Here is a 21,492-nt window from a genome sequence, read left to right as displayed (position 1 = left end):
ATGGCCGCTGACATAGCGGTGCCATTGCCCGGCAGAGAAATATCAAAGGCTGAACTGGGCGACCGGATATTCGTGCTGGGAGGCAAACTGCTGTTACTGCTGTTATTGATTGTCGCGGTCTTGATGCCGTTGCTGGCGATTTTCTGGCGCGGCTTCAGCGCCGAAGAGGGGCAGGGAGGAGGCTGGATTGCCGCGCGGGAGTTAGTCACCAGCGACAATTTCCACTGGTTGGTCGGCAACAGCTTGAAAGTGTCCCTCAGCGTGGCGGCGATTGTCGTGCCGCTGGCGTATGTGTTTGCCTACGCACTACAACGCACCCTGATCCCCGGCAAGCGCGTCTGGCGCGGGCTTTCGCTGTTACCGCTGATGGCACCGTCGATGTTGCCGGGCATTGCGCTGGTGTATCTGTTCGGCAATCAGGGCCTGTTGCGCGGGCTGATTGCGGACAACATCTACGGGTTTTGGGGGATCGTGCTGGGTGAGGCGATTTACACCTTTCCCCATGCCTTGATGATTTTGCTGTCCGCGCTGTCGTTGGCCGATGCCCGGTTATTCGACGCGGCCTCAAGCATGGGCGCTGGCCCCTTCAAAGCGTTTCGCAGCATCACCTGGCCGGGCACGAAGCAAGCCGTATTTGCGGCGTTCTGCCTGGTGTTCACGCTGACCATAACCGACTTTGGCGTGCCCGTTGTGGTGGGCGGCGACTATCAAGTGCTGGCGCTCGAAGCCTACAAAGCAGTGGTGGGGCAGCAACAATTTGGCCGGGGTGCTTTGATCGGCATGGTGTTGCTGCTGCCTGCGCTGTTCAGCTTCGGGGTTGATGCGTGGCTGCGCCGTCAGCATGGCGACTCCATGAGCGGTCGAGCTCAAGTGTTCAAGCCCGAGCCATCGAAGGGGCGAGATCGCTGTTATCTGGTCATTGTGCTGCTGATTTGCGCCATCTTGCTGCTGGTGTTCGGCATGGCGGTCTACTCATCGCTGGTCAAATTCTGGCCGTATAACTTGTCGCTTTCGCTGAGCCACTACCAGTTCAATGACACGGCCGGTGGCGGCTGGCTGGCCTATCGCAACAGCGTCACGATGGCGGTATGTGTCGCCCTGATAGGCAGCGTGGTGATTTTCACCGGCGCTTACCTGATGGAAAAAACCAAGAGCCAGAAGGGCTTGAACCTGGCCTTGCGCATGCTCAGCTTTGTGCCGATGGCGGTGCCGGGTTTGGTACTGGGGTTGGGCTATGTGTTCTTTTTCAACCTGCCCGACAACCCGCTTCATGTGCTCTACGGGACCATGACGCTGCTGGTGGTGTGCACCATCGCTCACTATTTGACCACCGCACAAATGACCGCCACCACGGCTTTGCGCCAGCTCGACAGTGAGTTCGAAGCTGCTGCGTTGTCGCTCAAGGCGCCGTTGTACCGGCACTACTGGCGCGTCACCGTGCCGATCTGCCTGCCCGCGTTGCTCGACATTGTGCGCTACCTGTTTGTCTCAGCGATGACCACGGTCTCAGCGGCGATCTTCCTTTACAGCCCCGATACGATCCTCGCGGCGGTGGCGGTGCTGAACATGGACGACGCCGGCAACGTGGGCGGCGCTGCGGCCATGTCGAGCCTGATTCTGTTCACCTCGGTGGGTGTTTCCCTGTTGCTGGCCTGGGCTTCGCGCGGGGTGTTACGTCGCTCTCAGGCCTGGCGTCAGGGCGCGCCTGCGCACTAACTCATAAAAAACCAAAAGGAACCGCACCATGTTTAAGCCACTGGCTCTTGCCGCTGCTGTCCTCACCGCCTTTAGCTTTAATGCGTTTGCTGCGAAAACCGGGTTGACCGTGTACACGGCCCTTGAAGCCGAGCAACTGAAAACCTACAAACAGGCTTTCGAGAAAGCCAATCCCGACATTGAAATCAAATGGGTGCGCGATTCCACCGGCATCATCACGGCCAAATTGCTGGCCGAGAAAGACCGCCCGCAAGCTGACGCGGTCTGGGGGCTGGCGGCGTCCAGTCTGGCGATTCTTGATCAGCACGGCATGTTGCAAAGCTACGCGCCTAAGGACCTGGACAAAATCGGCCCTCACTACCGAGATACGGCCAACCCGCCTGCGTGGGTGGGGATGGACGTGTGGGCTGCGACCATTTGCTTTAATACCATCGAGGCTGAAAAGCAGGGGCTGACCAAGCCGGTGAGCTGGCAAGACCTGACCAAGCCTGAGTACAAGGGCAAGATCGTCATGCCCAACCCGGCCTCATCCGGCACCGGTTTTCTGGATGTGAGCGCATGGTTGCAAACCTTTGGCGAGAAGCAGGGTTGGCAGTTTATGGATGAGTTGCACCAGAACATCGGTCAGTACGTTCACTCAGGTTCCAAGCCGTGCAAGTTGGCGGCGGCGGGTGAATTCCCGATCGGTATATCGTTTGAATACCCGGCCGTGCAGCTCAAGCGTCAGGGCGCGCCGCTGGACATCGTGTTGCCGAAGGAAGGTTTGGGCTGGGAAATTGAAGCCACGGCGGTGATTAAAGGCACACCGCACGAAGAGGCGGCGAAAAAGCTGGCTGATTTCTCTGCCAGTGCGCCAGCGATGGACCTTTATAAAGAGAACTTTGCCGTGCTGGCGCAGCCGGGGATTGCCAAGCCGCAAACTGAGCTGCCTGCGGATTACGAGCAGCGGCTGATCAAAAACGATTTCGCCTGGGCCTCGAAGAATCGCGACAGCATTCTGGCTGAGTGGCGCAAGCGTTATGACGGCAAGTCTGAGAAAGCGGCGCAATAAAATCCCCTCACCCCAACCCTCTCCCAGAGGGAGAGGGGGCTTGATCGAGGGCGTGACTCAATCATGTGTATGACTCACCTCTGCGCCCTCTCCCTCGGGAGAGAGCTTGATCGAGGGTGTTTCTCAATTGTGTGTACGACCCCTATCTGCTCCCTCTCCCTCTGGAAGAGGGCTGGGGTGAGGGTCGTGGTTATTCAAGGATTCCAACATGCCCCACTCGCAATCAATCCTCATCGTTGGCGCAGGCATTCTGGGGTTGTCCCACGCATACGCTGCCGCCAAACGCGGATTCAAGGTTCAGGTCTTCGAGCGCACCGGCACGCCACTTGGGGCCTCGGTGCGCAACTTTGGTCAGGCATTGGTCACCGGCCAGCCGCCGGGTGAAATGCTTGATCTGGCCCGTGCCAGCCGCAGCATCTGGGCCGAGTGGTCGCGACACGCGAGTTTTGATCTCAAGCGCAACGGCTCTTACCTGTTCGCTCGCACTGAAGCCGAAGAGCACCTGCTGGAGACCTTCTGCCAAGGTCGGGCGCGCGAATATGACTACCGTGTCGAACTGCTGCGCGGCGTCGAGCTCAATACCCTTTACGGTGGTCAGTTCAGTCATCACAGGGCTGCATTGCACGGCCTTGACGACCAACAGGTGTATTCACGCGAAGCCATCCCGGCACTGGTTAAATACCTGCAACGTGAGCTGGGTGTCGAGTTCCACTTCTCGACTCTGGTGCGCGACGTTGAACCAGGGCTGGTCTACACGACGTCAGGCCGTTTCCGGGGTGCACAGGTGATTGTGTGTGCGGGCCACGACTACCTGACGCTGTTGGCCGAACCGCTGGCCAGCCTCAACCCACAGACCTGTCGCCTGCAAATGCTGAGGGTCAGGCCGAAGATTGAATTGAACCTGAAACATGCGTTGCTGACGGGGCTCAGTTGCGTGCATTACGGTGCGTTTGCCGACTTGCCGCAAGCAGCGGCCGTGCAGGCAGAAATCCTGCGTGACAGCCCCCATCTGGATCAGCACGGGATCCATCTGCTGGTCAGTCCCACTCCATATGGTGACCTGATCATTGGTGATTCCCATGATTACAGCCGCGATCCTTCGCCGTTCAACGGCGAACGTGTGGATAACTGGCTGCTGCAACTGTGTGAGGAAACCCTCGCATGTGAAGTTCAGGTCGTTGAACGTTGGCAGGGTGTTTACGGGGCCCGCGGTGCCAAGCCCTTTACCTGTTTGGAAGTAGAGCCGGGGTTGAGTGCCGCATTGATGCAAACGGGGGTCGGCATGAGTGTGGGGCCCGCGCTGGCTGAGGCTCATATCGCCCGCCTGCTCACCCTGTAGCCGCTGCCGTCGTAATGCCTGACACACCTAGGCCCATGGTTTTGCGATCGCTGCGCAATCGGACGTCGCCTTCGGCAACTGCTACGCAAAAGTGGCGACGCTATATCTGCTCGGCCAACGCCTCAATCTGCGCCTGTCGCTCGGCCTGACTGAGCTTGGGATGCGGGTTGAGCGACGACCATTGCGGGTAGGCCCGGGCTTTTTTTAACGCCTCGGGCAGTTTGCCTTCGCGCCAGGTTTTATCCTCGGGCGTGGCCACTTTGATGCTGTCTACCGCTGCATGCCCACGCGCGTTCAGGGCATGCAGCAATTGACGTTGGCGCAAGGCCAATAAGCGCAGCACGCTGTCGTCCACGGTCAATTCCCGTTGGCCCTTGAGTTTGCCCAGCAGGCGGCTGCCATAGCTGCGCGCGGTTTGCAGCGCGCCTCCGGCAATGGCCCCCGCCAGTGCGGCTGCGCCCAGTGTCAGACCACCGACCATCAAGTCCACACCCGCACCAGCAGCGGCGCCCGCGGCAACCCCGCTGCCGACACGCACGCCCAATTGCTTGAGGGTTTCGGGGTTGAACAAATCATTGCCCCAGCGTCCGTCCAGCAGTGGCAGGTCACTGGCCGCCGCATCATTGGAGCGAAAGCCATAGAGTTTGAGCAGGGCTTCAACACAGCGTTGTTCGCGCTGACGCACCGCATCGCGCAGTTGATTGATCGCCTGTTGCTCAACGGTTTTTTCGCTGGCCACGCTGCGGCGGCAGGCTGCGCAGTCGATCAATAATTCGGCAATCAGGCGCAAGGCGCTGCGTTTGCGAGCTTCGCGCTGTGCCTCCTGGTCGTTCAGCAAGCGTTGCAAGGCGTCCCGAGAATGCTCCAGTAACAGGGCGAGGCTCTCATATAAACGGCGCTCGCCATCTTCAGGCGGGGCCACACTGTCAAATCGCACCAGTGCATGCAGGCCAAGACGCGCCAGGGCGTCACGCCACTCCGGCTCGCGGTGCTGCGGGCTGCTGACGAAGTTGAGCACGGGCAGTAGCGGCTTGCCGCAACTGGACAACACGCTCAATTCGTCACGGTATTTGGCCAGCACGGGCTCACGGGCATCAATTACATACAGACCGGCATCAGAAGCCAGCAGTTGGCGCAGCACTTTGGCTTCTTGTTCAAAGCGCTGACGCGCCTCGCTGCCGTCGAGAAAGCGGGCCACCCTTGCCGGGCCATCAAGCCGCTCGCCAGGACGGTCGAGGCGTTCCAGATAGTCGAGTAGCGCAATGGCGTCTTCCAGCCCCGGTGTGTCGTACAGCTCCAGCAGCGGTTCACCGTCCACTGATAACCGTGCGCCTTCAACATGACGTGTGGTGCTGGGGCGATGGGACACTTCACCAAAGCCAACATCGCGGGTCAGGGTGCGCAGCAACGAGGTTTTACCGACGTTGGTATGGCCCACTACGGCCAGCGTAAGCGGTTTAGTCATGGCCATTCTCCAACCAGTTCAGCGGGGCGCTGGCGGCGTAGGGCAGCCCCAGTTGATCCAGTGCCGTGTGCCAGTCGCTCAGACGATCCGCGTCCAGCGCCTGACCGGGCGGGGCTTGCATCAGCCAGACGCGGGTTTCGCTGGCGCTGCGGGCCAGTTCGCCAATCAACCCCAGACTGCCGCGATCCGGCGAACGACGTGGGTCGCAGGCGATAGCCAGTCGGCTCGGGGGAAAGCGGGTCATCTGCTCCAGCAGCTTTTGTCGCGATTCGCGGCTGTCGAGGATGCCTGCGTCCTTGACCGTTGCGGGCAGTGTGGGAGGCCACGGCTGCTGATCGTCCAGCTCAATGGCGACGATCAAAGCACCCTCGGTGTGCAGGTCACTGCTACCGGCGCTGACGTCATGCAACTGATCGGGTGCGATATCGTTCACGCCCAGACGCTCACTGCTGGGCATCAGGCGCTCGCGCAACGGGCTGTAACCGGGCAGGTTGAGGTCCAGTTGCAGCGCCCGGCGGCCGCTTTTCCAGCGCCACAGACACAAAGCTGTCAGCAACAGACGCGGCATTACCCCGTAAATCAGCACCACGCCCACCAACCAGACCGCCCACGCCTGGCGCACCAGTTCATTGTTGTAGAGGCTGGAGTCATTGCTGACGCGGATCATCTCCACAGTCGGCACGCTGAACCCCAGCCAGTTCGGCAGCGCTCCCAGTGCGCGGGTCGCGGCGACGAAGACGTCAGCACCCAGAATGGTGGTTTCCCAGATAAAGCCGTAGCGCCGAGTCGCCATCAACAAGAGCATCATCACCAGCGCACTGAGCATCGCCAACAGCCACAGGCCATTGATCAGGGTGCCGAGTGCCCAGCGATTGAGCTTGCGCCGTTGCAGCAACAGCACCAATGCGGGGGCCAATTGCGCGGCCTTGGCGTCACGCGCGAGCTTTTCGCTCAGCCATAACCACAAGCGGCCCAGGCTGGCCCCGTGCTCCCCGGCAAACAACAAGCCGAGCGCCCAGCTGACCAGCAGAATCAGGTTCAGGCCCAGCAAGCTGCCTAAAGCCCAGAAGACGTTAACGGGTGTTTTGCCATCGCCCAGCGCAGCAAAAGCCAAGCCGGCACCGCTGACGACGGCCAAGATGGCCAACACCAGCAACGCCAACCGCGCGCCTTGCAGCCAATGCTGCATGGCATCAAGCAAACCATCGCGTTTGGCCAGCCACAGGGCGCGGTTTTGGACGCGTGTCGGCAAGTCGCCGCCACTGGCGCGGGCATGGCGATTGGCTTCAAGGTCGTCCAGCGGGCCCGCGTGTTCTTCACGCAGACGCACGGTCTCGGTCAACCAAAGGCGTTGTAAGGGGGAAAGTTGAGTCACAGGCCAGTCCATTCAAGTGAGCCATGAGCATAACCGCTGTTAGTCAGGCGGGGTACTGCGGGTGCGGGTGGCTCTGGTATTCTCGCGCCATGAAAAAAACTCTCCCTCTTAGCCTGATCGCGGCCCTTGCTGAAAACCGCGTGATTGGCGTCGATAACAGCATGCCGTGGCATTTGCCTGCGGATTTTAAATATTTCAAAGCCACCACGCTGGGTAAGCCGATCATCATGGGTCGCAAAACCTGGGATTCGCTGGGCCGCCCGCTGCCGGGTCGCTTGAATCTGGTGGTCAGTCGTCAGACCGATCTGCAACTTGAGGGTGCCGAGGTTTTTGCCTCTCTGGAAGCTGCCGTTGAGCGCGCAGAGGCGTGGGCTGTAGAGCAGGGCGTCAGCGAAGTGATGTTGATTGGCGGTGCGCAGTTGTACAGCCAGGGCTTGGCGGATGCCGACCGGTTGTACCTGACGCGGGTGGGCCTGAACCCGGTGGGCGATGCGTGGTTTCCTGAGTTTGATACGGCGCAGTGGACGCTGGTGTCAGAAGAATTGCACCCGGCAGTCGATGATAAACCCGCGTTCAGCTTTGAAGTGTGGGAAAGGGCTTAAGCCAAAGCCCCTCACCCACGGCGCTGTTTTACTTCTGTGTACCGTCATCGTGCAGCAAGTTGGCCTGGGTCAGGTTGCTGCCCGCGGGCACGCTGCGGGTCAGCCACACATTGCCGCCAATCGTCGATCCCTGGCCGATGGTAATGCGCCCCAAAATGGTCGCGCCGGCATAGATGACGACATCATCCTCAACAATCGGATGGCGTGGATGGCCCTTCTGTAATTGCCCCGATTCGTCGGCCGGGAAACGTTTGGCGCCCAGGGTCACGGCCTGATAAATCCGCACCCGCTCGCCAATGATCGCGGTCTCACCAATCACCACGCCTGTTCCGTGGTCGATAAAGAAGCTGCGGCCAATCTGCGCGCCGGGGTGAATGTCGATACCGGTGGCCGAGTGAGCGATCTCCGCACTGATCCGCGCCAGCAGCGGCAGCCCTGCACGGTACAGATGATGCGCCAGCCGGTGATGAATCACCGCCAAAATCCCCGGATAGCACAACAACACTTCATCGACGCTGCGCGCTGCCGGGTCACCGTGGTAAGCCGCCAGTACATCCGTGTCCAGAATGCTGCGCAGCTCAGGCAAGGCCAACGCAAAGTCCTGAATCAACAGGGTTGCGGTCGCGTCCACGCCATCATCGGGCAGACCGCCCTGACGCGCTACGTAACGCAATTCCAACCGCGCCTGAATCAGTAAGGCATTCAGTGCAACGTCCAGCGTATGGCCAACGTAGAAATCTTCGCTTTCTTCACGCAGGTCAACCGGCCCCAGACGCATCGGAAACAAGGCACCGCACAGGGCTTCCAGAATGTCGGCCATTGCCGCACGGGAGGGCAACTCACGGCCGCCCAGTTCACCGCTGACGCGCCCGTTTTGCGTGCGCCACTGGTTACGTGCCGAGCGCAGTTGGCTGACGATGGTTTGCAATTGCCAAGGATGGGAACGATCACTCACGATGCATACTCCGCACACTGGCGGCTGATGTGAACAGCCGCGAATGGCAATTATTTTACGGTATCAAACCGTTTCGGGTTGTGACAATTACGCCTTAGTGCCGACGATGGCGCCACATCCGCCAACTCAGGGCCAGCACCAGTAATACGCCCAGCGCACCCAGAATGGCCAAACTCAGACTGTTGTAACTGAACAACGGCTTCTCGATGCGCACATACCCCGGCTCAGCGAACAGCTCACGCAGGGCAACGTTGGCCTGATCAAGGCTGATTGCCTGTAACTGCTTGGCGGGATCGCTGAAGTGGCCGTCTTCATAGTCGCCCAGCGAGGCCCAGTAATAATCGGCCAGCGCGCTGTTACCTTGCGCCGCCCACGCCTGCCGGGCGACGGCCGCGTTTTTGAGACGGGCAAATACTTCAGGATTGAGGCCGTCCTTCAGCAGGTTCGTTTTGAGTTGCTCAACGACCTCACGAGCGCGAGGGACGTCGTCGCGCTCCAGGTCCGCGTTCAGGCTCAAAAAGCCGACCCCCCCGAACACTTCGCGCTCTGCCCAAGGCCCATACGACAGCCCCTGTTTGAGCCTTAGCTCGCTGTACAACGCCCACTCCAGATAATCGCGGAGCAGGTTCCAGGTGTCGTCACTTTGACCCTCGATCACCGGTTCGGGCAGTAACCAATGGAGTTTGGCGGTATTGCCCACCACGCCACGGATCAGTACTCGCTCGGCATCGGCCTTGGCGTCAATCGCCGCCAGCGGTTTGTGTTCGCTGGGTTCCACTGGTTCGAGGGCGCCGTAGGTGCGCTCCAGGTAGGCCGGTAGCAAGCGGTCCAGATCGCCGACAATAATCAGCGTCATATTGTTGGGGGCGTACCAGTCTTGGCGCACTGCTTGAAGCTGCTCGCGGGTCAGATTGTGCACTTCGGCGCGCTCGGCGCACTTGAGGCCTAACTCAACCGCCAGTTGATTACTGGCGCTGTGGCCCAAATCCTGACGATCAAGCCAGCGTTGCAGGTGCGAATAGTGGCCGCCGTCCTCACGCTCAACCACGTGCTTGGCCTCGCTGATGCGCTTTTCCGTCAGCGGGGTGCGGGTGAGAAGACCCAGCAGCAAATCGAGCACTTTGCGTTGATTTTTGGCCGGTGCCTCGATCACAAAAGTGGTGTCGGCATGGCTGGTAAAGGCATTCCACTCACCGCCCAGCGCTTGCATGCGTTCTTCAAGGCCGCCTTCGCCGGTATCGTCAGTGCCGCTGAAGAGCAGGTGCTCCAGCAGATGCGGCAACTGTTGCTCGGCGCAGCTGAAATCGTCCAGCCCCACGCCGACGACCAACCGGATGGCCACGTGCCCGCGTTCGCTGCCCGGCTTGAGCATCAGTTGCAAGCCATTGGGGAGCTGGTAGCCCTCCACGCTGTATCGATCGAGTGCATAACTTTGGGCGGCGCCCAGCAACAAGCAAATTAACAGCAGGCAACGCATAAAAAATCCCTGAATCCCTACGGGGTGGTCAAACAGACGGTGCAGGTTAGTCGCTGCTTACAGACTGACAACACCCCGGCGTGCAACGTTCAAGGCGAATGTTGAGTGTCCGCCGCGTCATTAAGCTCCAGTGCGCCGATCTCAGAGGTTTCAAGCACCACGTAAGCACTGCCGCAAAACAGCGAGTTAAGGCGTTGCATGTCGGCGATCAGCTCAAGATGCATGGAACTGGTCTCGATACTTTGTGTGATTTTTCGTTGCAGGCGACTGACATGAGCGTGGGCCAATCGCCGTTCTTGTGCACGAAAGCGACGTTTCTCACGCAGCAGTTGGCGAGCGCTGTGAGGATCTGAATTCAGGAAAACCGTCAGCCCCAAGCGCAGGTTTTCGATCAAGTGAGTTTGCAGGCCCACCAGCTCTTCAAGCCCGGTTTCAGAGAACGCACGGCGCTGTGAGGTTTTCTGCTGCTGGACTTTGCGCAGCATGCGCTCGATCAGGTCGCTGGCGAGTTTGAGGTTAATTGCCAGTTCGATAATTTCAGCCCAGCGCCGACTGTCCTGCTCGCTCAAATCCTCTCGGGGCATTTGCGCCAGATAGAGTTTGACGGCGCTGTAGAGCACTTCGACTTCATCGCTGAGGGTGCGCATTTGCTGGGTGATCGCTGTTTGCTTGCCGCGCAATACGTCGAGCATATTGACCAGCATGGTGTCGATCACGTCGCCAATGCGCAGGGTTTCACGCACGGCGTTGGTCAGTGCCAGGCTGGGTGTGTCGAGCGCGGCGGGGTCAAGGTGGCGGGGTTTGATAACGCCATTGGTGTGTTCGCGCTCGGGCAGCATCCAGGCGCACAGCCGGGCCATTAAGCCCACGGTGGGTAACAACAAAAAGCACCGCGCCGTGTTGTAGAGCAGGTGAAAGCCGATCACCAGCTCTTGGGCGCTGTAGTCGAGGCCATCCATCCATTCAACCAGCGGATCAAGCACCGGCATGATCAGCAGTAAACCGATCAACTTATACAGCAAGCTGCCCAGCGCCACTTGGCGACCCGCCGCGTTTTGCATGTTGGTGCTGAGGAAGGCCAGCACGCCGCTGCCGATGTTGGCGCCAATCACCAGCCCAATGGCCACGTGCAGGCTGATCACCCCCGCGCCCGCGAGGGTTGCGGTCAGCAGTACGGCCGCCAGGCTTGAGTAGGAGACCATCGCGAACAGCGCTCCCACCAAGGCATCGAGCAGCAGGTCGCCGGTGAGGGAGGCGAAAATGACCTTCACGCCTTGGGCATGGGTGATGGGGCCTGCAGCCTCAACAATCAGTTGCAGCGCCAGAATGATCAGCCCAAGACCGATACCGACCCGGCCCAATTGTCCGGCGCGGGTCTGCTTGCGAGACAGAAAGAAAATCACCCCGAGAAAAATCAACAGCGGCGACAGCCATGAAAGGTCGAAGGTCAGCACTCGCGCCATTAATGCTGTACCGACATCCGCACCCAGCATGGTTGCCAGTGCTGGCGTGAGCGCCATCAGGCCCTGGCCGACGAAAGAGGTCACCAGCATGGCCGTGGCGTTACTGCTTTGCACCATGGCCGTCACGACAATGCCTGCGACAAAGGCGAACATGCGTTTGGAAACATTGCGGCCGATGACATGGCGCAAGTTAGTGCCATAAACCCGCAAAATGCCGGTTCGCACGATATGCGTGCCCCAGATCAGCAGGGCCACAGCGGAGAGTAAATTGAGCAGGGTCAGCATGCTGGCTCCCTGTGATGGATATGTCGAAGGATCAGGTAGCTGCGGGGATTTCCTACAGATGTTTCTTAAGATGTAGTAGGCAAATGAGCATAGCGCCAGCTTCGCACAGCTGGCGCCGCCTTGAAACATTTCTGAAATATATTGCCAGTGCGACATTCCGTAGCAGCTGCCGCAGGCTGCGTCCGGCGACAGCGTCGCCGTAAAAAAACAGAAGCCTCAGCATGTCGGTAGAACCGAGCGCTCTGAATTTACGGCCGCTTCGCAACCGAACGCAGCCTGCGGCAGCTGCTACGGGTGCGTGTGGGTTTAAAGCGTACTGAACACCGGAAAAGTGCCCAGCAGCAATGCTGCGACCATGATGCACAGGCACACCAGAATCGCCCATTTGAGGGTAAAGCGCTGGTGATCGCCAAATTCGATCCCGGCCAGCGCCACCAGCAGGTAAGTCGATGGCACCAGCGGACTTAGCAAATGCACCGGCTGGCCGACAATGGAGGCGCGGGCCATCTCAGCGGCAGTAATGCCGTAATGGCTGGCCGCTTCGGCCAGGACGGGCAACACGCCGTAGTAAAACGCATCGTTGGACATGAAGAAGGTGAACGGCATGCTCACCAGTGCGGTAATCACCGCCAGATAAGGCCCGAGCGCGGGCGGGATGACCGCCAGCAAGCTTTTGGACATGGCGTCCACCATGCCGGTGCCCGACAGGATTCCGGTAAAAATACCCGCCGCAAAAATTAATCCGACCACGGCCAGCACGCTGCCCGCATGGGCCGCGACCCGATCCTTTTGCTGTTGCAGGCACGGGTAGTTGACGATCATGGCAATACTGAACGCCACCATAAACAACACGGGCAAAGGCAACAGCCCCGCAATCAGGGCCACCATCAATGCCAAGGTCAGCGCACCGTTGAACCAGATCAACTTTGGGCGGCGTGCATCCGGAAACTGCGAGACGCTGATTTCGCTGTGATCGACGTCATCGCCTTGCAAGTGCAATTGGCCCAGACGGGCACGCTCACGCAGGCCATAACACCAAGCGATGGCCAGAATGGCCGCACAGCCCGCGAGCATGGCCGGGATCATGGGTACAAAAATATCGGAAGGATCAACGTGCAGCGCACTGGCAGCGCGTGCGGTAGGGCCGCCCCACGGGGTCATGTTCATCACGCCCCCGGCCAGAATGATTAACCCGGCCATGATTCGTGGGCTCATGCCGATACGGCTGTAGAGCGGCAGCATGGCTGCCACGCAAATCATGTAAGTGGTTGCCCCATCGCCATCCAGAGACACCACCAACGCCAGCACGGCGGTGCCCACGGCAATTTTCAGCGGGTCGCCCTTAACCAGTTTGAGGATTTTGCGCACGGCCGGATCGAACAGGCCGGAGTCGATCATCAAGGCGAAGTAGAGGATGGCGAACATCAACATCACCCCGGTGGGGGCGAGTTTGGTAATGCCCTCAAGCATCATCGGACCGATTTTCGGGGCAAAACCGCCGAATACGGCGAACAGGATAGGCACCAGAATCAAGGCGATCAGCGCCGACAGGCGCTTGGTCATGATCAGGTACATGAACGTAATGACCATGGCAAAGCCAAGGAAGGTCAGCATAAAGTCACCCTTATTATTGTTGTGGTATGGCGCTGACTGCGTGAGGCAATGCGGTTCAGGCCGGCCGGTCTTTTGCCGGTGGTGACGAGATGTTAGAGAGGAATACTTTCAGCCAGCTTTCGCAGGTGAAATATCTGATGCCGGGTATGGCATTTTCTATGCTTGAACAGGCGGCTGGCTGACCTTAGGGGCAGTGGGTGCTTTTAGACGTGTTCTATCAAGCCATGCCCTTTATAATGCGCAACAGTTTTCCGTCCCGTACAGGTATCCCACATGAAACGTCCAAGTGGTCGCGTTGCCGATCAGCTGCGCTCGATCCGCATCACCCGCAACTACACCAAACACGCAGAGGGTTCTGTACTGGTCGAGTTCGGTGACACCAAAGTCATCTGCACCGTCAGCGTCGAGAACGGCGTGCCGCGCTTTCTGAAAGGCCAGGGCCAAGGCTGGTTGACCGCCGAGTACGGCATGCTGCCACGTGCCACCGGCGACCGGAATCAGCGTGAAGCCAGCCGCGGCAAACAAGGCGGCCGCACACTTGAAATCCAGCGCCTGATCGGCCGCTCCCTGCGCGCCGCACTCGATATGTCCAAGCTGGGCGACATCACCCTGTACGTCGACTGCGACGTGATCCAGGCGGACGGTGGCACGCGCACGGCCTCGATCACCGGTGCCATGGTGGCGCTGGTCGACGCCCTCAAAGTCATCAAAAAGCGTGGTGGTCTCAAAGGTGGCGACCCGATCAAGCAAATGATTGCTGCTGTGTCGGTCGGTATCTATCAAGGCGTGCCTGTGCTTGACCTCGACTACCCTGAAGATTCGGCAGCCGAGACTGACCTGAACGTGGTCATGACCAGCAGCGGTGGTTTCATTGAAGTTCAAGGCACTGCCGAAGGCGCGCCGTTCCAGCCTGAAGAGCTGAACGCCATGCTGGCCTTGGCACAAAAAGGCATGAACGAAATTTTCGCTTTGCAGCAAGCTGCATTGGCGGACTGATTGCTCACGCCTTCACCCCCTATCTGGAGAACGCCATGAACGAGCTGGACCTTTCAAAACCCGAGCCGAGCCGTGACGCTCGCAAATGGGCCATGTTTTGTCACTTCTCGGCGTTCCTCGGGATGTGGTTCCCGTTCGGCAGCCTGATCGGGCCGCTGATCGTGTGGCAGCTCAAGCGCGACAGCGACCCCTTTATCGACGATCAAGGCAAGGAAGCCCTGAATTTTCAGATCACGGTGGCGATAGCATCGGCTATTTGCTACGTGCTGATGTTCGTGCTCATCGGCTTTGCCTTGTTGGGATTGGTGCTGATCGGTGCTGTCGTACTGGTGGTGATTGCCGGCGTTAAAGCCAATGACGGGATTGCTTACCGCTATCCCTTCACGTGGCGGCCGATCAAGTAACGTTGCTGCGCGGCTTCAGACAAAAAAGGCCCGTATCTTCCGATACGGGCCTTTTTTTACGGCGAGAACACTTAGATAGTCAGTGTCCAGTCGTAGTCTACGATCAGCGGCGCATGTTGCGAGAAGCGTGGCTGACGCGGCAAGCGAGCGCTTCGGACAAAGCGGCGCAGGCCCGGCGTCAGCAACTGGTAATCGAAACGCCAGCCCAGATTGAGCATCTCGGCCTGTTCGTTGTCCGGCCACCAGCTGTACTGGTCACCTTCGCGACTGACTTCACGCAGGGCATCGACATAGCCCATGTTGCCGACAATCTCATCCATCCAGGCCCGCTCAGGCGCCAGGAAGCCAGGAGATTGCTGGCCGTCACGCCAGTTCTTGACGTCGAGTTTCTGCTGCGCCACATACAGTGAGCCGCAATAGATGTACTCGCGACGTTTGCGACGCTGTTTATCCAGATAGCGTGCAAAGTCGTCCATTAACTTGAATTTTTGATTCAAGTCTTCATCGCCATTCTGCCCCGAAGGGAGCAGCAAGGTCGCGATGCTGACCTTGTCGAAATCAGCTTGCAGGTAGCGCCCGTAGCGATCAGCCGTTTCGAAGCCAAGCCCCGTGATGACGGCTTTCGGCTGCAACCGCGAATACAAAGCCACGCCACCTTGGGCAGGAACTTCAGCTTCGCAGGCATAAAGAAAGTAGCCATCCAGCTGGTAGGCCGGATCGTCCAACTCAAAGGCGGAGGCGCGGGTGTCCTGCAGGCAAATAACGTCGGCATTCTGAGCTTGCAGCCAACTGAGCAAACCGCGCTCGACTGCCGTCTGAATACCATTAACGTTCACACTGATGATCCGCATAAATGGCCCCAAAAATCACGTGCGTGTATGATACACGCCGTCATACTAATTAGCTAAATCCGTGGTATCCAGGGCCTTTTTCATGCAAACGTATCAGCGCGACTTCATCCGTTTTGCCATTGATCGCGGCGTTTTGCGCTTCGGTGAGTTCACCTTGAAGTCCGGGCGTACCAGTCCTTACTTCTTCAATGCCGGCTTGTTCAACACCGGTTCGGCGCTGGCTCAGCTGGGGCGCTTCTATGCCGCCGCGATCGTAGACAGCGGTATTTCCTTCGACGTGCTGTTTGGCCCGGCGTACAAAGGTATTCCTTTGGCGGCGACCACCGCCGTGGCGCTGGCTGAACATCACGAACGCGACATGCCGTGGTGTTTCAACCGCAAGGAAGCCAAGGCTCACGGCGAAGGCGGTAGTCTGGTCGGCTCTGCGCTTGAAGGCGATATTCTGATCATCGACGATGTGATCACGGCGGGCACCGCCATCCGTGAAGTCATGCAGATCATTCAGGCCCAAGGCGCCAATGCAGCAGGCGTACTGATTGCCCTGAACCGTCAGGAGCGTGGCAACGGTGAGCTGTCGGCCATTCAAGAAGTTGAGCGTGACTTCAACATTCCGGTGGTCAGCATTGTTTCGCTTAACCAGGTACTGGAGTTTTTGGCCGAAGACGAAACACTCAAACAGCACCTTCCAGCGGTAGAAGCCTATCGGGCGCAGTACGGGATCTAACCCGCACAGCAAAACACCGCACATAAAAAAGCCCCCGCCCGGAGTGTCCGGACGGGGGCTTTTTACATCGTTCAGGCAGGTTTGCTGTTGGTGATCAGCGTGCCCACACCGGTGTCGGTGAAGATTTCCAGCAGTACCGCATTGGGTACGCGGCCGTCGACGATGTGCGCGGTGGTCACGCCACCTTGCACGGCCTCCAATGCGCAGCGGATTTTAGGCAGCATGCCGCCGTAAATGGTGCCATCGGCTATCAGGTCATCGACCTGGGCGGTGGTCAGGCCGGTCAGCACTTTGCCTTCTTTGTCCATCAAACCGGCAATGTTGGTCAGCAGCATCAGCTTTTCGGCTTTCAGCGCTTCGGCAACTTTACCCGCCACCAGATCGGCGTTGATGTTGTAAGACTCTCCGTTCTCGCCCACGCCAATCGGTGCGATCACCGGGATGAAATCACCCTTGGTCAGCATGTGCAGCAGATCGGTATTGATACCGACCACTTCACCCACATGACCAAAATCGATGATTTCCGGCGTGGTCATTTCTGGCGTCTGGCGCGTCACCAGCATTTTTTTGGCGCGGATCAGCGTGGCATCTTTACCCGTCAGGCCGATGGCGCTGCCGCCATGGCGGTTGATCAGGTTAACGATCTCTTTGTTCACATGCCCGCCCAGCACCATCTCAACCACATCCATGGTTTGCGAGTCGGTCACGCGCATACCGTCGATGAAATGACTCTCGATGGACAAACGCTTGAGCAAATCACCGATTTGCGGGCCACCGCCGTGGACGACCACCGGGTTGATACCCACGGCCTTCATCAGCACGATGTCGCGGGCAAAGCCGGTTTTCAGCTCATCGTTCTCCATTGCATTGCCGCCGTACTTGATCACCAGCGTCTTGCCGACGTAACGGCGAATGTAGGGCAGCGCTTCGGACAAAACCTTGGCGACGTTGGAGGCGGCATCACGTTCGAGGGTCATTTGGGCTCCGGTATTACAAAGTCGATCAAAACGGTAGTGGGAGGTCAGGTGCCACACGCTTCAATTGAGCGTGAAAAACATCCTTGATACGTTGCAGTTCGGTCTCGGATTCAGCCTCAAATCGCAGCACCAGCACCGGCGTGGTGTTGGATGCGCGAACCAGGCCCCAGCCGTGCGGGTAGTCGACGCGGACACCATCAATAGACGTCAATTTGGCGTCGTCACCCCATTGAGCGTCGTGCAAGGCGTCAATGATGCTGAATTTGCTCTCATCCGTCACATCGATATTGATTTCTGGCGTAGAAATATCGTTCGGGAAGGTCTCAAACAGTTCTTCGGCGCTCATAGACTGCTTACTCAGCACTTCCAGCAGTCGGGCAGCGCTGTAAATGCCGTCATCAAAGCCGAACCAGCGCTCTTTGAAGAAGATGTGCCCGCTCATCTCGCCGGCCAGTAAAGCCCCGGTTTCTTTCATTTTCTTTTTGATCAACGAATGACCGGTCTTCCACATCAGGGGACGGCCGCCATATTCTTTGATCAGTGGTGTTAAAAGGCGTGTGCACTTCACGTCGAAGATGATTTCGGCCGCCGGGTTACGTGTCAGCACATCCTGGGCGAATAGCATCAGCAAGCGATCCGGGAAAACCATTGTGCCTGTATTGGTTACCACGCCTACGCGGTCGCCATCACCGTCAAAAGCCAAGCCCAGATCAGCCCCTGTTTCTTTAACTTTGGCAATCAGGTCCACCAGGTTTTCAGGCTTACCCGGATCCGGGTGATGGTTGGGGAAGTTGCCGTCGACCTCGCAGAACAACGGAATCACTTCGCAGTTCAGCGCCTCGATCAATTGAGGCGCAATGACCCCAGCGGCACCGTTACCGCAGTCGACCACTACCTTCAAGCGCTTTGCCAGCTTGATGTCGCGGGTAATTTCCTCGTAATAGCGCGGCAGAATATCAACCTGAGTGATGCTGCCTTCGCCCGAAGTCAAATCATTGGTTTTGAGACGGGTATGCAGTGCCTGAATTTGCTCGTTGGCCAGCGTGTCGCCTGCGATAACGATTTTGAAACCGTTGTAGTTCGACGGGTTATGGCTGCCTGTGAGCATCACGCCCGACTTGCCTTCCAGCACATTCGCGGCGTAATACAGCGCGGGTGTGGGCACCAGCCCCACATCGCTGACATGGCAGCCGCTGTCCGCTACGCCCTGAATCAAGCGCTCAACCAGCTCCGGGCCCGATAAGCGGCCGTCGCGACCTACTGACACGTTAGGCTCGCCCTGAGCCAAGCTCTGGGAACCGATGGCCCGTCCTACCCAGTAGGCAGTTTCAGCAGTCAACGTGGTCGGCACGACGCCTCGAATGTCGTAGGCGCGAAAGATACTGTCAGGGAATTTCGGTGCAACCGTAGCTGGACTGCTCATTACAGGGGGACTCCATTGTCTTTCAGAGAATTCAACAGGCGCGTTGAAACGATCAGGCGCGCAAAAACGACTGGGCTCTACGGCATGCAATCACGGGGGTGACGGGATACTGTTGAACGCAAACTGAAGGTTTGGACGGTGTTTTGGCGCGAGAGTTCGAGAGGCCATTTGGCATCACGGGGCTTATGGCACAAGGCTGCCATGTAATTCGAGGCTGAAAAAGGTATCCCCATCCGGGCGAGAATCATCCTGAATTAACCGCCAGACGCTTCCGCTCAGGCAGGGCGCCCGAGCGGAGGCTTTACAGTCAAAGCGTTCCGGAGTGCCCGAAACCGCCAGCACCGCGTTGGCTTTCGTCGAACGTTTCAACCATCTCAAAGTGTGCCTGTACCACCGGCACCAGCACCAACTGAGCGATGCGCTCACCGATGGTGATAGTGAAAGCGGTCTGGCCACGGTTCCAGCACGACACCATAAGCTCGCCCTGGTAATCGGAGTCGATCAGACCGACCAGATTACCCAGCACGATACCGTGCTTGTGGCCCAGCCCCGAGCGCGGCAGGATCAGCGCCGCGAGGCCCGGATCACCAATGTAAATCGACAGGCCAGTGGGAATCAGCAGGGTTTGGCCTGGCTCCAGCACGGTGTCCTGTTTGAGCATGGCGCGCAGGTCAAGACCCGCGGAGCCGGGTGTGGCGTACTGCGGCAACGGAAATTCGTTGCCAATGCGTGGATCGAGAATTTTGGCTTGTAAAGCGTGCATACGAGTTAAACCTGGTTCAGACGTTCGGCGATAAAAGTGATCAGCTGGCGGGCAATCTTGCCCTTGCTGGTCTGGGCAAACACAGTGGCGTGCAATTGACGATCAATCACGCTGCAGGCGTTCTCCTCGCTGTTGAAGCCAATGCTGGGGTTAGCCACGTCGTTGGCGACAATCAAGTCAAGGTTCTTGTCCTTCAGCTTGCGCGCAGCGTAATCGAGCAGGTGCTCGGTTTCCGCAGCGAAGCCGACACTGAAGGGACGATCCGGGCGTGTAGCAATGGTGGCCAGGATGTCGGGGTTGCGCACCATTTGCAGCAACAGACCGTCACCTTTTGTAGGGTCTTTCTTGAGTTTTTGCGGGGCGACGACTTCTGGGCGGTAATCCGCGACCGCAGCCGAGGCAATAAACACGTCACACGGGATCGCTGCTTCGCATGCCGCGAGCATGTCGCGGGCACTGACAACATCAATGCGGCTCACGCGGTCCGGAGTCGGCAAGTGCACCGGGCCTGTAATAAGAGTCACGCGAGCCCCGGCTTCAACCGCGGCTTCGGCGAGGGCAAAGCCCATTTTCCCCGAGCTGTGGTTAGTGATGTAGCGCACCGGATCGATGTTTTCCTGCGTCGGGCCAGCGGTAATCAGCACGTGTTTGCCCGTCAACAGCTGGCGCTGAAAGCACTCGGCTGCGCAATGCACCAGATCATCTGCTTCGAGCATGCGCCCAAAGCCCACGTCGCCGCAGGCCTGGCTTCCGGAGGCCGGGCCAAACACGCGCAAGCCGCGGCTTTGCAGCAATTGAGTGTTGGCTTGGGTGGCAGGGTCGCGCCACATGGCCTGATTCATCGCGGGCGCAATGGCGACCGTGGCATCGGTGGCGAGCACCAGTGTGGTCAGCAGATCATTGGCCAGCCCTTGAGCCAGACGCGCGATCAGGTCAGCGGTCGCTGGCGCGATAAGCACCAGATCGGCCCACTTGGCCAGCTCGATATGCCCCATGGCGGCTTCTGCCGCGGGGTCGAGCAAGTCCAGATGAACGGGGTGACCGGAAAGGGCCTGCATGGTCAGGGGGGTGATGAATTCGCTGCCGCCGCGCGTCATCACAACGCGGACTTCGGCGCCTTGATCCAGCAGGCGGCGAACCAGCTCTGCACTCTTGTAAGCCGCGATGCCGCCGCCGACGCCCAAAACAATGCGTTTTCGATACAGCCGCTGCATAGGCCTGCCTTTTAGTTCGATGATGACTGCGCGGAAAATGGCCAAATGCCACGCAAAAATGATGGGCTAAGATAACACAGCGCCTGCCAGGGAACAGCGGGCGACCACTCACACGGAGGTGTTATGAGTATCAGAGATTGGCCTGCGGCCGAACGACCGCGCGAGAAACTTTTAGAGCATGGGTCATCCAGTCTGTCTGATGCCGAGCTATTGGCGATCTTCCTGCGCACCGGGGTATCCGGCAAAAGCGCTGTTGATCTGGCCCGCCATCTACTCAATGAGTTCGGGAGTTTACGGGCTTTGCTGGAGGCGGATTTGAGATCATTTTGCCGGCCGCTTGGGCTTGGTCCAGCCAAGTTCACCCAGCTACAGGCGGTCCTCGAAATGAGCCGCCGTCATTTGGCCGAGCATTTGCGTCGTGATTGCGCGCTGGAGAGCCCGCAGGCGGTTCGTGACTTCCTTACATCGCAAGTGCGTCATGAGCCGCATGAGGTGTTCGGATGTCTGTTTATGGACACCAAACACCGAATGCTGGCCTTTGAAGTGTTGTTCCGAGGCTCAATCGACAGCGCCAGCGTGTACCCACGCCAAGTGGTAAAGCGGGCCCTTGTGCACAACGCCGCGGCAGTGATTTTCTGCCATAACCACCCATCAGGTATCAGTTTGCCCAGCGAGGCCGACCGCACGCTGACCCAGCGCCTCACCAAGGCGCTGGATTTGATTGAGGTGCGCGTGCTTGATCATTTTATTGTCGGCGAAGGCCAGCCGCTTTCGATGGTTGAGCACGGCTGGATGTAA

Annotated in this window: 18 protein-coding genes and 1 pseudogene; 8 read left to right on the top strand and 11 right to left on the bottom strand. The window is 58.8% G+C overall.

What is annotated here, in order from left to right:
- From GHN86_RS10680 to GHN86_RS10670, 3 genes are all read left to right on the top strand, one after another.
- The gene (locus GHN86_RS10680; protein ID WP_153377476.1) at positions 1 to 1,716 is read left to right on the top strand and encodes a putative 2-aminoethylphosphonate ABC transporter permease subunit; all 1,716 of its coding nucleotides are present in this window, start codon (positions 1 to 3) and stop codon (positions 1,714 to 1,716) included.
- Between the two features lie 28 nt (positions 1,717 to 1,744).
- A complete protein-coding gene (locus GHN86_RS10675; protein WP_153377475.1) occupies positions 1,745 to 2,767 on the top strand; it encodes a putative 2-aminoethylphosphonate ABC transporter substrate-binding protein in 1,023 nt (340 codons plus the stop codon).
- A gap of 208 nt (positions 2,768 to 2,975) precedes the next feature.
- The gene (locus GHN86_RS10670; RefSeq protein WP_153377474.1) at positions 2,976 to 4,106 is read left to right on the top strand and encodes a TIGR03364 family FAD-dependent oxidoreductase; all 1,131 of its coding nucleotides are present in this window, start codon (positions 2,976 to 2,978) and stop codon (positions 4,104 to 4,106) included.
- Positions 4,107 to 4,206: 100 nt separating this feature from the next.
- On the opposite strand, the gene GHN86_RS10665 is transcribed toward GHN86_RS10670, so the two are convergent.
- Together GHN86_RS10665 and GHN86_RS10660 are read right to left on the bottom strand one after the other, a co-directional pair.
- Complete coding sequence (locus GHN86_RS10665) at positions 4,207 to 5,571, bottom strand: GTPase/DUF3482 domain-containing protein (RefSeq protein WP_153377473.1); 1,365 nt, start codon at positions 5,569 to 5,571, stop codon at positions 4,207 to 4,209.
- Entirely contained in the window at positions 5,564 to 6,946 is a 1,383-nt protein-coding gene (locus GHN86_RS10660; protein ID WP_323369151.1) for a DUF2868 domain-containing protein, read from the bottom strand. Before GHN86_RS10660 ends, GHN86_RS10665 begins: the two co-directional genes overlap by 8 nt.
- Before the next feature lie 89 nt (positions 6,947 to 7,035).
- On the opposite strand from GHN86_RS10660, the gene GHN86_RS10655 reads away from it, so the two are divergent.
- Complete coding sequence (locus GHN86_RS10655) at positions 7,036 to 7,548, top strand: dihydrofolate reductase (protein WP_153377471.1); 513 nt, start codon at positions 7,036 to 7,038, stop codon at positions 7,546 to 7,548.
- 28 nt (positions 7,549 to 7,576) lie between these two features.
- Here the strand turns inward: GHN86_RS10655 and epsC are convergent, their stop codons facing one another.
- The 4 genes from epsC to GHN86_RS10635 form a co-directional block, all read right to left on the bottom strand.
- A complete protein-coding gene (epsC, locus tag GHN86_RS10650; protein ID WP_122786251.1) occupies positions 7,577 to 8,503 on the bottom strand; it encodes a serine O-acetyltransferase EpsC in 927 nt (308 codons plus the stop codon).
- A gap of 94 nt (positions 8,504 to 8,597) precedes the next feature.
- Entirely contained in the window at positions 8,598 to 9,980 is a 1,383-nt protein-coding gene (locus GHN86_RS10645; protein WP_153377470.1) for a M16 family metallopeptidase, read from the bottom strand.
- Positions 9,981 to 10,069: 89 nt separating this feature from the next.
- Complete coding sequence (locus GHN86_RS10640; RefSeq protein WP_153377469.1) at positions 10,070 to 11,728, bottom strand: Na/Pi cotransporter family protein; 1,659 nt, start codon at positions 11,726 to 11,728, stop codon at positions 10,070 to 10,072.
- Positions 11,729 to 12,034: 306 nt separating this feature from the next.
- Complete coding sequence (locus GHN86_RS10635; protein ID WP_153377468.1) at positions 12,035 to 13,342, bottom strand: CitMHS family transporter; 1,308 nt, start codon at positions 13,340 to 13,342, stop codon at positions 12,035 to 12,037.
- Between the two features lie 273 nt (positions 13,343 to 13,615).
- Between GHN86_RS10635 and rph the strand changes: the two genes are divergently transcribed.
- Positions 13,616 to 14,338: a ribonuclease PH gene (rph, locus tag GHN86_RS10630; RefSeq protein ID WP_153377467.1), complete on the top strand. Its 723-nt coding sequence runs from the start codon at positions 13,616 to 13,618 to the stop codon at positions 14,336 to 14,338.
- 35 nt (positions 14,339 to 14,373) lie between these two features.
- Positions 14,374 to 14,742, top strand: coding sequence for a DUF4870 domain-containing protein (locus GHN86_RS10625; protein ID WP_146385592.1), 369 nt, complete (start codon positions 14,374 to 14,376; stop codon positions 14,740 to 14,742).
- Between the two features lie 71 nt (positions 14,743 to 14,813).
- Here the strand turns inward: GHN86_RS10625 and GHN86_RS10620 are convergent, their stop codons facing one another.
- On the bottom strand, positions 14,814 to 15,593 hold the full coding sequence (locus tag GHN86_RS10620; protein ID WP_122786258.1) for an exodeoxyribonuclease III: 780 nt from the start codon (positions 15,591 to 15,593) through the stop codon (positions 14,814 to 14,816).
- Positions 15,594 to 15,675: 82 nt separating this feature from the next.
- On the opposite strand from GHN86_RS10620, the gene pyrE reads away from it, so the two are divergent.
- Positions 15,676 to 16,317 carry an orotate phosphoribosyltransferase gene (gene pyrE, locus GHN86_RS10615; RefSeq protein ID WP_153377465.1) on the top strand — a complete coding sequence of 214 codons (642 nt, stop codon included), beginning with the start codon at positions 15,676 to 15,678 and terminating at the stop codon, positions 16,315 to 16,317.
- Positions 16,318 to 16,388: 71 nt separating this feature from the next.
- Here pyrE and argB read toward each other — a convergent pair whose 3' ends face one another.
- From argB to coaBC, 4 genes and pseudogenes are all read right to left on the bottom strand, one after another.
- The gene (gene argB / locus GHN86_RS10610; protein ID WP_153377464.1) at positions 16,389 to 17,294 is read right to left on the bottom strand and encodes an acetylglutamate kinase; all 906 of its coding nucleotides are present in this window, start codon (positions 17,292 to 17,294) and stop codon (positions 16,389 to 16,391) included.
- A gap of 25 nt (positions 17,295 to 17,319) precedes the next feature.
- Positions 17,320 to 18,696, bottom strand: a pseudogene (locus tag GHN86_RS10605) (phosphomannomutase/phosphoglucomutase); the annotation flags it as partial.
- Positions 18,697 to 19,024: 328 nt separating this feature from the next.
- Positions 19,025 to 19,480, bottom strand: coding sequence for a dUTP diphosphatase (gene dut / locus GHN86_RS10600; RefSeq protein ID WP_153377462.1), 456 nt, complete (start codon positions 19,478 to 19,480; stop codon positions 19,025 to 19,027).
- 5 nt (positions 19,481 to 19,485) lie between these two features.
- The gene (coaBC, locus tag GHN86_RS10595; protein WP_122786263.1) at positions 19,486 to 20,694 is read right to left on the bottom strand and encodes a bifunctional phosphopantothenoylcysteine decarboxylase/phosphopantothenate--cysteine ligase CoaBC; all 1,209 of its coding nucleotides are present in this window, start codon (positions 20,692 to 20,694) and stop codon (positions 19,486 to 19,488) included.
- 123 nt (positions 20,695 to 20,817) lie between these two features.
- On the opposite strand from coaBC, the gene radC reads away from it, so the two are divergent.
- Positions 20,818 to 21,492: a RadC family protein gene (radC, locus tag GHN86_RS10590; RefSeq protein WP_153377461.1), complete on the top strand. Its 675-nt coding sequence runs from the start codon at positions 20,818 to 20,820 to the stop codon at positions 21,490 to 21,492.

The organism is Pseudomonas helleri, from assembly GCF_009600315.1.
Lineage (GTDB): Bacteria > Pseudomonadota > Gammaproteobacteria > Pseudomonadales > Pseudomonadaceae > Aquipseudomonas > Aquipseudomonas helleri_A.
The sequence above is the reverse complement of the archived record's forward strand: the minus strand, read 5'-3'. Positions and strand labels throughout refer to the sequence as shown.